The 12,024-nt window shown below is 35.8% G+C and carries 8 protein-coding genes; all 8 read left to right on the top strand.

What is annotated here, in order from left to right; translation table 11 throughout:
* Positions 1-55 precede the first annotated feature (55 nt).
* The 8 genes from ACJJV4_RS09660 (at position 56) to ACJJV4_RS09625 (ending at position 11,876) form a co-directional block, all read left to right on the top strand.
* On the top strand, positions 56-1,348 hold the full coding sequence (locus tag ACJJV4_RS09660; RefSeq protein ID WP_405294166.1) for a c-type cytochrome: 1,293 nt from the start codon (positions 56-58) through the stop codon (positions 1,346-1,348).
* Between the two features lie 72 nt (positions 1,349-1,420).
* On the top strand, positions 1,421-4,678 hold the full coding sequence (locus tag ACJJV4_RS09655; RefSeq protein ID WP_405293848.1) for a TAT-variant-translocated molybdopterin oxidoreductase: 3,258 nt from the start codon (positions 1,421-1,423) through the stop codon (positions 4,676-4,678).
* A gap of 28 nt (positions 4,679-4,706) precedes the next feature.
* Positions 4,707-6,449: an NrfD/PsrC family molybdoenzyme membrane anchor subunit gene (nrfD, locus tag ACJJV4_RS09650; RefSeq protein WP_405293846.1), complete on the top strand. Its 1,743-nt coding sequence runs from the start codon at positions 4,707-4,709 to the stop codon at positions 6,447-6,449.
* A gap of 9 nt (positions 6,450-6,458) precedes the next feature.
* Entirely contained in the window at positions 6,459-6,989 is a 531-nt protein-coding gene (locus tag ACJJV4_RS09645; protein ID WP_405293844.1) for a DUF3341 domain-containing protein, read from the top strand.
* 8 nt (positions 6,990-6,997) lie between these two features.
* Positions 6,998-7,549, top strand: coding sequence for a c-type cytochrome (locus ACJJV4_RS09640; protein ID WP_405293842.1), 552 nt, complete (start codon positions 6,998-7,000; stop codon positions 7,547-7,549).
* A gap of 22 nt (positions 7,550-7,571) precedes the next feature.
* The gene (locus ACJJV4_RS09635) at positions 7,572-8,957 is read left to right on the top strand and encodes a quinol:cytochrome C oxidoreductase (protein WP_405293840.1); all 1,386 of its coding nucleotides are present in this window, start codon (positions 7,572-7,574) and stop codon (positions 8,955-8,957) included.
* A gap of 30 nt (positions 8,958-8,987) precedes the next feature.
* Positions 8,988-10,055 carry a cytochrome c oxidase subunit II gene (locus ACJJV4_RS09630; RefSeq protein ID WP_405293838.1) on the top strand — a complete coding sequence of 356 codons (1,068 nt, stop codon included), beginning with the start codon at positions 8,988-8,990 and terminating at the stop codon, positions 10,053-10,055.
* A 27-nt stretch (positions 10,056-10,082) separates the two neighbouring features.
* Positions 10,083-11,876 carry a cbb3-type cytochrome c oxidase subunit I gene (locus ACJJV4_RS09625; protein ID WP_405293836.1) on the top strand — a complete coding sequence of 598 codons (1,794 nt, stop codon included), beginning with the start codon at positions 10,083-10,085 and terminating at the stop codon, positions 11,874-11,876.
* Positions 11,877-12,024: the final 148 nt, after the last annotated feature.

Here is a 12,024-nt window from a genome sequence, read left to right as displayed (position 1 = left end):
ATTATTAGTAATGAAAAAATCATACCAAAGTTTAGAAGTTAATTTAACCAACAATATGAGACAGGTGATTCACCGTATATTAAGTAAAAACACTCTTAGTTTCAGCTTAATTATTTTATTAGCGTTTACATCAGTCCTTTCTGCTCAGGAAGGCGATCCAGCGAAAGGAAAATCTTTATTCAATGCCAATTGTGCGGCTTGTCATCAATTAGACAAGAAAATGACCGGTCCGGCTTTACGTAATGTAGAGGCGCGTTTGTCTGACGAGCAAGGTTTAGATCGTGACTGGATTCAAGCATGGATTCGTAACAGTTCAGGGCTTATTAAATCAGGAGACTCTTATGCGAATAAGGTTTACAACGAGTATGGTGGTGCTGCCATGACGGCTTTCCCACAATTATCCGATGATGATATCAGCAACATTTTGGCATACACTGCTGAAGAAAAGAAAGCGCCAGTTGCACCTGCAGGTGGAGCGGTTGTTACTCAAGCATCAGAATCATCAGGAGGAATTTCAAATGAAATTATTTTAGGAGCATTGGCTATTTTGTTTATGCTTTTAGCTGCTGGTTTATATTTAGTAAATAAAACATTACGTCGTTATGCCGTAGCCTCGAATATAGAATTGCCAGAAGACTCACAAAGAACTCCAATTTGGAAGGCATTTGTACAAAACCAATTTTTGGTAATGGTGGTTACCATCTTCTTTTTACTATCGAGTGCTTATTTTGTTTATGGTTATTTATCTCAGATAGGGGTAGATCAAGGATATCAACCTGTACAACCTATTCATTTCTCGCACAAAATACATGCTGGTGATAACGGTGTAGATTGTAAATACTGTCATTCTTCTGCTAGGGTTAGTAAAACTTCAGGTATTCCTTCATTAAATGTTTGTATGAACTGTCATAAATCTATTTACGAATACAACGGCGAAACAACTCCGGAGTACTCTAAAGATTTTTACGATGGTGAAATCAAAAAATTATACGCTGCTGCAGGATGGGATGATGCTGAGCAAAAATATACAGGTGAATCTAGTCCAGTAAAATGGGTTCGTATTCACAATTTGCCAGATTTTGCATACTTTAACCACTCGCAACACGTAACAGTTGCAGGTGTTGAGTGTCAAACATGCCATGGTCCTGTTGAAGAAATGGAAGTTGTTTATCAACATGCTCCTTTAACAATGGGCTGGTGTATCAATTGTCACAGAGAAACAGATGTTAACGTTAAAGACAATGCTTACTATACTAAAATTCATGATGAATTATCTAAGAAGTATGGCGTGGATAAGTTAACAGCTGCTCAAATGGGCGGGTTAGAATGTGGTAAGTGTCACTACTAAAAAAACAGTTTTTCTTTTCTGCTAAGGCAGAGATTTTTAAAAAATTAATAAGAAGTAATTCAATTATATAATATGTCATCAAACAAGAAATACTGGAAAAGTGTTGAAGAGCTAAACGAAAATAGCTCTATTGTTGAGACGCTTAAACAAAACGAGTTTGTAGCTGAAATTCCTACTGATGAATTTTTAGGAGATAAAGATACATTAGAAGAAAGCTCTACAACGCGTCGCGATTTCTTAAAGTATGTTGGGTTTAGTACAGCTGCTGCTACTTTAGCTGCTTGTGAGGGTCCTGTTAAAAAGTCGATACCTTATGTAGTACAACCAACAGAAATTATTCCTGGTGTTGCTAACTATTACGCAACTACTATAGCGAATGGTTTTGATTTTGCTAGTGTTTTAGTAAAAACTCGTGAGGGTCGTCCAATTAAAATTCAGAATAATGTGATGGCTTCTACCAATGGTAGTGCTAACGCAAGAGTTAATGCTTCTGTATTGGGATTGTATGATAGTTTAAGAGTTCAAGGTCCCAAAAAGGCTGGAGGTTCTATTTCTTGGGATACATTTGATAATGAAACAACTAAGAAATTAACAGAGTTAGCTGCGGCAAACAAGAATATTGTGTTGTTAACACAAACTTTTGCTAGTCCTTCTACTGATAAGTTAATCTCTGAGTTTAAAAATAAGTATGGCAATGTAAACCACGTGGTTTATGATGCAATATCAGAATCTGCTGCTCTTGATGCTTACCAAGCTAAATATGGTGAGCGCGGGTTAGCAAATTACGATTTTTCTAAAGCAATGACTATCGTTTCTATTGGAGCTGATTTCTTAGGAGATTGGCAAGGTGGAGGTTTTGATTCAGGATATGCGAAAAACAAAGTGCCTAATCACGGTAAAATGTCTCGTCATATTCAGTTTGAATCGAATATGTCTCTTACTGGTGCAAATGCTGATAAGCGTGTGCCATTAACTCCATCAGAACAAAAAATAGCTTTAGCTAAATTATATAGTTATGTTGTTGGAGGTTCTGTTTCTGGAACATTGCCTGCGAAAATTGACGAAGCTGTTAAAAATGCAGCATCTCAAATTAAGAAGGCAGGAAGTAACGCTGTTGTAATTACTGGCATTCAAGATGTGAATGCTCAAACTATTGCTTTAGAAATAAACGCAGCATTACAGAGTAAAGCTTTCGATCCTAGTACTCCAATAAAGACTAGACAAGGTAGCGATAAAGCAGTGACTAAATTAGTCGCAGATATGAAAGCTGGGAAAGTTGGTGCGGTTATCATGAGCGGGGTTAATCCGGTTTATAGCTTAGCAAACGCTTCAGACTTTTCAGAAGGATTAAAGAACGTTGAATTGTCAATCGCTTTTTCTTTAAAGGAAGATGAGACTTCAACTCAAACAGAATATATAGCGGCAGCGCCACATTACTTAGAGTCTTGGGGAGATGTTGAAATCAAAAAAGGTCATTATTCTTTAATGCAACCCACTATCCGCCCATTATTTGATACGCGTCAGTTTCAAGATGCTTTATTAAAATGGACAGGTAATGAAGATACTTTTCACGATTATATTAAGAACAATTGGAATTCTAGCGTATTAGGTGGGAATTCGTTCAATCAAGCATTACACGATGGTGTTTTTGTATACGGTTCTTCTATTGGAGGTTTAAATGAAGCTTCAACTAAAACGGTATCAACATCAACAACAGAATTAAAGGATAAGAAAGATCGAACTTTGGTTGGTGGACTTATTCATGATGTAGCTGTAGGAGTTGGTATTAAAAAGGAAGATAAAGATGAATACATTACAACAACATCTACTTCAACGGTAAATACTAGTAATAGTGTTAATGGAGTTTCTGTAATTGGAGGTGTAGCTGCAGCGAAAGCTTTAGTGTCTTCTGCTACTTCAAACGGATTAGAATTATCACTATATACAAAAGTAGGTATGGGAGATGGGCAACAAGCCAACAACCCATGGTTACAAGAGTTTCCAGATCCAATTACTAGAACATCTTGGGATAACTATTTAACAGTTTCTAAAGCTGATGCGGAAGCATTAGGTTTAATGAACAAGCACGTTGCCAATGGCGCGTTAAATGGTAGTTATGCAAATGTGACTGTTAATGGTGTCAGTTTAACTATACCAGTTTTAATACAACCAGGACAAGCTAAAGGTTCTGTTGGATTATCTTTTGGTTACGGTAAAACAAAAGGATTAAAAGAAGAGATGCAAACAGGTGTAAATGCCTTTGCTTTCTATCATAACTTCAATACAGTACAAAACGTAACTGTTGAGGCTGCAGCTGGTGAGCATGAATTTGCTTCAGTACAATTGCACAATACTTTAATGGGGCGTGGAGATATTATTAAAGAAACTTCTTTAGAAATATTTAATACTAAAGATAAACAAGAGTGGAACCCTATGGCTATGGTTTCTTTAAATCATAAAGAAACTGCTGTTACAGATCCGAAAGTTGATTTATGGGATGAGTTTGATCGTTCTATTGGTCATCACTTCAACTTATCTATAGACTTAAATTCTTGTACAGGTTGTGGGGCATGTGTTATAGCTTGTCATGCAGAAAACAATGTACCAGTAGTTGGTAAGTCTGAGGTACGTAGAAGTCGCGATATGCACTGGTTACGTATCGATAGATATTATTCGTCAGAAGAATCTTTTGATGGTGATAACGAAAAGAAAGAGAATATTTCTGGTTTAGGAAGTTCATTAAGTGAGTTTGGTGAAATGGAGCATCCTTCAGAGAATCCTCAAGTCGCTTTCCAACCAATCATGTGTCAACATTGTAACCACGCACCTTGTGAAACTGTATGCCCTGTGGCAGCAACATCACACGGTCGTCAGGGTCAAAACCACATGGCTTATAACCGTTGTGTAGGTACAAGATATTGTGCTAACAACTGCCCTTATAAAGTGCGTCGTTTTAACTGGTTCTTATATAATGGAAACGATGAGTTCGATTATCATATGAATGATGATTTAGGACGTATGGTATTAAATCCAGATGTTGTAGTACGTTCTCGTGGTGTTATGGAAAAATGTTCTATGTGTATACAAATGACACAAAAAACTATTCTTGATGCTAAACGTGATGGACGTGTTATTAAAGATGGTGAGTTCCAAACAGCTTGTTCTGCTGCTTGTAGTAGTGGTGCAATGGTATTTGGAGATATCAATGATGAAGAAAGTCAAGTTGCAAAACTTAAAGAAGATAACCGTATGTATCACTTGTTAGAACACGTTGGCACAAAGCCTAATGTGCAATATCATACAAAAGTGAGAAATACAACCGAAGCATAAATCTAATTAAAGAATCAATTATATAATTATGGCGTCTCATTACGAAGCACCTATTAGAAGACCTTTAGTTACAGGCGAAAAATCATACCATGATGTTACTGTGGATGTGGCCAAGCCTGTAGAAGGAAAAGCAAATAAGCAATGGTGGATAGTTTTTTCTATAGCATTAGCAGCTTTCCTTTGGGGTATAGGATGTATTATTTATACCATTTCAACAGGTATTGGAACTTGGGGTTTGAACAAAACCGTAGGTTGGGCTTGGGATATTACTAACTTCGTTTGGTGGGTTGGTATTGGTCACGCAGGAACACTTATTTCTGCAGTACTATTATTGTTCCGTCAAAAATGGAGAATGGCCATTAACCGTTCTGCGGAAGCGATGACTATTTTCTCTGTTGTACAGGCAGGTTTATTCCCTGTAATTCACATGGGTCGTCCATGGTTAGGATATTGGGTGTTACCTATACCGAATCAATTTGGTTCATTATGGGTTAACTTTAACTCTCCGTTACTTTGGGATGTATTTGCAATCTCTACGTACTTATCAGTATCATTAGTGTTCTGGTGGACAGGTTTACTTCCTGATTTTGCTATGCTAAGGGATCGTGCAGTAAAGCCTTTTCAAAAGAAAATTTACGCTTTATTAAGTTTCGGTTGGTCTGGTAGAGCAAAAGATTGGCAACGTTTTGAAGAAGTATCTTTGGTACTTGCTGGTTTAGCAACGCCGTTAGTACTTTCTGTACATACTATTGTATCTTTCGATTTTGCCACATCGGTTATACCAGGGTGGCATACTACCATTTTTCCGCCATACTTTGTCGCTGGTGCGGTATTCTCTGGATTTGCTATGGTAAATACCCTTCTTATTATTATGAGAAAGGTATGTAACCTTGAAGATTATATTACAGTACAACACATCGAATTAATGAACATTGTAATTATGATTACGGGTTCTATCGTTGGTGTAGCATATATTACTGAGTTATTTATTGCATGGTATTCAGGTGTAGAGTACGAACAATATGCGTTCTTAAACAGAGCAACTGGACCTTACTGGTGGGCATATTGGGCAATGATGTCTTGTAACGTATTCTCGCCACAGTTTATGTGGTTTAAAAAACTTAGAACAAGTATTATGTTCTCTTTCTTTATCTCTATTGTTGTAAACATAGGAATGTGGTTCGAACGTTTTGTAATTATTGTAACATCGTTGCATAGAGATTACTTACCATCATCATGGACAATGTTTTCACCAACATTTGTTGATATTGGAATATTCGTAGGAACTATTGGATTCTTCTTTGTATTATTCTTATTATATTCAAGAACATTCCCTGTAATTGCGCAAGCAGAGGTTAAAACTATTTTGAAATCTTCTGGTGAACGTTACAAGAACATTAGAGAAAGAGGTGATAGTTTAGCAGGAACAGGTGCTGATGCTAGAACATCTGGTCCAGTAGTAAAGACTGAAGTTGTTATTGAACCACCTGTTGAAGCGGTTCAGGAAGATACTTCTGAAAAGGTTAATAACCTATTAGGTAGTATTGGGGCTTTTGACGCTAATACTCAAACAGCCGATGACTTGAAGAAAGTTAATGGTATTGGCCCTAAAATGGAAGAAGTATTAAATAGTATTGGTATTTATACATTCCTTCAGGTTAGTAAGATGACAAAAAATGAGTATGACTTGTTAGATTCAATTACAGGTTCTTTCCCAGGAAGAGCAGAACGTGATGATTGGTCAGGACAAGCTAAAAATTTAATAAACTAAATATAGTCAATGGAAGCTTCAAAAGTTATTCACGCTATTTATACAGATGATGATGTATTAATGTCTGCTGTTAAAAAAGTTAAGGCAGAGAGATTTCACATCGAAGAAATATATACGCCTTTTCCAGTTCACGGACTAGACAAAGCCATGGGATTAGCGCCTACACGTATCGCTATTACAGCGTTCATTTATGGTTTAATTGGTTTAACTGTAGCAACGGTTATGATGAATTTCATTATGATTGAAGATTGGCCTCAAAACATCGGTGGTAAGCCTAGTTTTAGCTATATTGAAAATATGCCTGCTTTCGTACCAATTATGTTCGAACTTACGGTGTTTTTCTCAGCACACTTAATGGTACTTACTTTTTACTTAAGAAGTAGAATGTGGCCATTTAAAAATGCAGAAAACCCTGATCCAAGAACAACAGATGATCATTTCTTAATGGAAATTGCTGTTAATGGAAATGAAAAGGAGCTACAGGATTTATTAGCAGGAACAGGAGCAGTAGAAATTAATTTAGTTGATAAAGCACATTAATTTAAAGTATGAAAAGCTTAATTAAAATATTAGTAATTGCAGTTGTCTTACTTGCTGTTTCTTGTAAAAAAGATACAGCACCTAATTATCAGTTCATGCCAAATATGTATGAATCTGCTGGTTATGAAACTTATGGTGAAGCGGCTTTTAAGGATGGAGTAGAGGCTCAAATACCTGTTGAAGGTTCGGTAGCAAGAGGACATGTACCTTTTGATATTGAAAATTCTACAGCTGGATATGAGCTAGCTAAAGCTACATTGAAAAGTCCTTTAAGAGCAGAAGATATCGACGCTGAAAGAGGAAAAGAGTTATACAATATTTACTGTGGAATCTGTCATGGTACAAAAGGTAACGGACAAGGAAACTTAGTAAAGCGTGAAAAAATCTTGGGTATACCAAGTTATGATGACGCTGGTAGAGCAATAAATGCTGGAAGTATTTATCATACAATTTATTATGGTAAAAATGCGATGGGATCGTATGCTAACCAAATTAACGAAGAGGAACGCTGGCAAGTAGTTGACTATGTTTTAACCTTGAAGGCAGATTTAGAAAAGTAAGATTGATAAGATTATTATAGATATGTACACATTTTCAAATAAATTAAAGACATTCTCTTTCATTCTAATGCTTTTAGGAGCAATAGGAGTTGGTTATGGTTTTTTTACATCTCATTTATCTTTTGAAGAGGTTGAAACCTTAATAGCAGAAGAAGCGCATCACGGTGGAGGACATGGTGAGGAAGTAGCTCACGCGGCACCAGCTCATGATGCACATGCAGAAGAAAACGCACATGGCGAGACGGCTCATGCTAAATCTGGAGAACATCAGGTTGATGCGCATAAAGAGCATATTGAGCACGTGCAACACCAAATAGCCAATAGACCTTGGTCTGCATTATATGTGGCGGCATTTTTCTTTATGATGATAGCTTTGGGAGTTTTAGCTTTTTATGCTATTCAAATTGCTGCTCAAGCAGGATGGTCACCAGTATTATTTAGAGTAATGGAAGGTATTACAGCTTACTTGTTACCTGGAGCATTAATTGTTCTTGCAATAGCAGTAGCTTCTGGTACAATAGGGCATTATAATATTTTTATGTGGATGAATCCTGAGGTAACTAACCCAGAAAGTCATCATTACGATAAATTAATTGATGGAAAATCTAGCTGGTTAAATATTGGTTGGTTTGCTGTAAGAGGTTTAATTTTCATTGCAGGATGGAGTTTATACCGTCACTTTGCACGTAAATTTTCTATTGCGCAAGATACAGCCGAAGATAACAGTAACTTTAAAAAGTCTTTCCGTATTTCTGCGGCATTCTTAGTATTCTTTATTTATTCGGAATCTATAATGTCTTGGGATTGGATTATGAGTGTTGATCCGCACTGGTTCTCAACGTTGTTTGGATGGTATGTATTTGCAAGTATGTTTGTAAGTGGAATTACTGTAATAGCGTTAATCACTATTTACTTAAAAGCTAAAGGCTTTTTAGAATTTGTAAACGAAAACCATTTACATGATGTTGCGAAATTTATGTTTGCGATTAGTATTTTCTGGACTTATTTATGGTTCTCTCAATTCATGTTAATTTGGTATTCAAATATACCTGAAGAGGTAACGTATTTTGTAACGCGTTTCCAAGATTATCAATTGCCTTTCCTAGGTATGGTTGTACTTAATTTTTTATTCCCATTATTACTTTTAATGAATGCAGATTACAAACGAATCCCATGGTTTGTTGTTATGACTGGATTGGTTATATTATTTGGGCATTATATAGATATTTTCAATATGATTATGCCTGCAACAGTGGGAGATAGATGGTTTATTGGGATTCCTGAGCTAGCTTCTATCATGTTATTTGCTGGGTTGTTTATATTTGTGGTATTCACGGCTTTAACCAAAGCACCACTATTAGTAAAAGGTTATCCTTTTAGAAAAGAAAGTGAAGATTTTCATTATTAATTTAGAAATAAATAAAGACGAACGATACCAATGACTGCTTTATTAACAATTATAGTTTTAGTATTTATTTTAGTTGCCATATGGCAAATGGTTAAAATTTTCGATTTAGCTCAGGCTAAAGGTGAAAACAGTGCTGTTGCCACAGACAAAGACAACACAATGAATGCATATTTAATGATGGGCTTTTTAGCTTTCATTTATATCATTACCGTTGTATGTTTTGTTAAATGGGGAGATTTGCCATTAATGTCAAATTCTGCTTCTGCGCATGGCCCAATCATTGATAACTTAATGGTGATTTCAATGGTGCTTATTTTCTTTGTACAAACTGTAACTCAGTTTTTACTTCACTACTTCGCTTTTAAGTATAAGGGTGAAAAAGGTAAGAAAGCATTATTCTTTGCTGATAATAACAAGTTAGAGTTTATATGGACTATTATTCCTGTAATTGTTTTAGCGGGTTTAATTATATATGGATTAAGTACTTGGATTAATATTACTAGTGTTGACGAAAGTGATGATCCTTTAGTAATTGAATTGTATGCACAACAGTTTAACTGGAAGGCGAGATATTCTGGAGCGGATAATACTTTAGGTAAAGCTAACGTACGTTTAATTGATATAGACAGAGCTAATATTTTAGGTTTGGACGAAGCTGACCCAAATGCACAGGATGATATTATTACTACAGAGTTGCATCTACCTGTTGGGAAGCCAGTGTTATTTAAAATGCGTTCACAAGATGTATTACACTCAGCATACATGCCTCATTTTAGAGCACAAATGAACTGTGTTCCTGGTATGATAACTCAGTTTGGATTTACACCGACAGTAACTACTGTTGATATGCGTCAAACGGAACAAATGCAAGAGAAAGTTACAAATATTAACGAGATAAGAGTTGAGAAAAGTAAAGCTTTAATAGCCAAAGGTGAAGAGGCTTTAGAGCGCTACGAATTTGACTACCTGTTGCTTTGTAACAAAATTTGTGGAAAATCGCACTACAATATGCAAATGAAAATTATTGTAGAAACACAAGAAGAATATGATGCTTGGATTAAGGAGCAGAAAGAATTCAAAAACTCTCTAATTAACTAATTAAAAAGATAAAAACGATATAAGATTATGTCAGCACACGCAGATACTCACGCTCACGACGACGACCACGGACATCATCATAAAGAAACGTTTGTTACTAAATATATATTTAGTCAAGACCATAAAATGATCGCTAAGCAGTACCTTGTAACTGGTACGTTTATGGGGATTATTGGAATTTTGATGTCTTTAATGTTTCGTATGCAAATTGCATGGCCAGAGGAGCCAAATGTATTATTTGAGGCGTTATTAGGTAAATGGGCTCCTGGAGGAGTTATGGACGCGGATATTTATTTGGCATTAGTAACTATTCATGGTACCATTATGGTATTTTTTGTACTTACTGCTGGATTAAGTGGTACGTTTAGTAATTTGTTAATTCCACTGCAAATTGGTGCTCGTGATATGGCATCAGGTTTTTTAAACATGGTTTCATATTGGTTATTTTTTGTATCATGTGTAATCATGGTTATTTCATTATTTGTTGAAGCAGGGCCTGCTGCAGCTGGTTGGACAATTTACCCTCCTTTAAGTGCTTTGCCAATGGCTCAAGGTGGTTCTGGTATGGGAATGACTTTATGGTTAGTTGCTATGGCAATTTTTATAGCATCTTCATTGATGGGATCTCTTAATTACGTTGTAACGGTTATTAACCTGCGTACAAAAGGAATGTCAATGACAAGATTACCTTTAACGATATGGGCGTTTTTTATTACCGCTGTAATCGGGATAATTTCTTTCCCTGTTTTATTATCTGCTTGTTTGTTATTAATTATGGATAGAAGTTTTGGAACATCATTCTTCTTATCAGATATATTTATTCAAGGTGAAGTATTACACTATCAAGGTGGTTCGCCGGTATTATTTGAACACTTATTTTGGTTCTTAGGTCACCCTGAGGTATATATAGTAATTTTACCAGCAATGGGATTAGTATCCGAAATTATGGCTTCTAATTCGCGTAAACCAATTTTTGGTTACCGTGCGATGATTGCATCAATTCTGGCTATTGCTTTCCTTTCAACAATTGTTTGGGGACACCATATGTTTATTTCAGGAATGAATCCTTTCTTAGGATCTGTATTTACATTCACAACTTTATTGATTGCTATTCCTTCTGCTGTAAAGGCGTTCAACTGGATAACAACATTATGGAAAGGTAATTTACAGATGAACCCAGCTATGTTATTTTCAATCGGTTTTGTCTCAACTTTCATTACTGGTGGTTTAACGGGTATTATTTTAGGAGATAGTGCGTTAGATATAAATGTTCACGATACATATTTTGTAGTAGCTCACTTCCACTTAGTAATGGGTATATCTGCTCTTTACGGTATGTTTGCGGGTATCTATCATTGGTATCCAAAAATGTACGGTCGTATGTTGAATAAGAATTTAGGTTATATTCACTTTTGGATAACTGCTGTTTGTGCGTACGGAGTGTTTTTTCCAATGCATTTTATAGGTATGGCAGGTTTACCACGTCGTTACTATACAAACTCGAACTTTCCATTGTTTGATGATTTAGCCAATGTAAATGTAGTGATTACAATTTTCGCTTTAGTTGGTGGTGTTGTTCAATTAATTTACCTATACAACTTCTTCGTAAGTATGTATTATGGGAAAAAAGCAACTCAAAATCCTTGGAAATCTACTACTTTAGAATGGACAACGCCTGTGGAACATATTCATGGAAACTGGCCAGGAGATATTCCTCATGTACACCGTTGGGCTTACGATTACAGTAAACCGGGTCATGATGTAGATTTTGTACCTCAAGATGTGCCTTTAATGGAGGGTGAAGAGGAACTACAACACTAAAAACTATTGCCTTTTTTAAGGTATATCTTAAAAGAGAAATTTATATAAATAAAAGCCTTTCCAATTTGGAGAGGCTTTTTATTTATATTTGCTATATTGTTTCATTCACGTTTGGAACTTATCTTTAGCTTTAAAATATATTTGATTA

The sequence above is a fragment of the Algibacter sp. Ld11 genome (assembly GCF_045066735.1).
GTDB lineage: Bacteria > Bacteroidota > Bacteroidia > Flavobacteriales > Flavobacteriaceae > Algibacter.
Note: the sequence above shows the minus strand (reverse complement) of the source record. Positions and strands in the feature narration are given on the sequence as shown.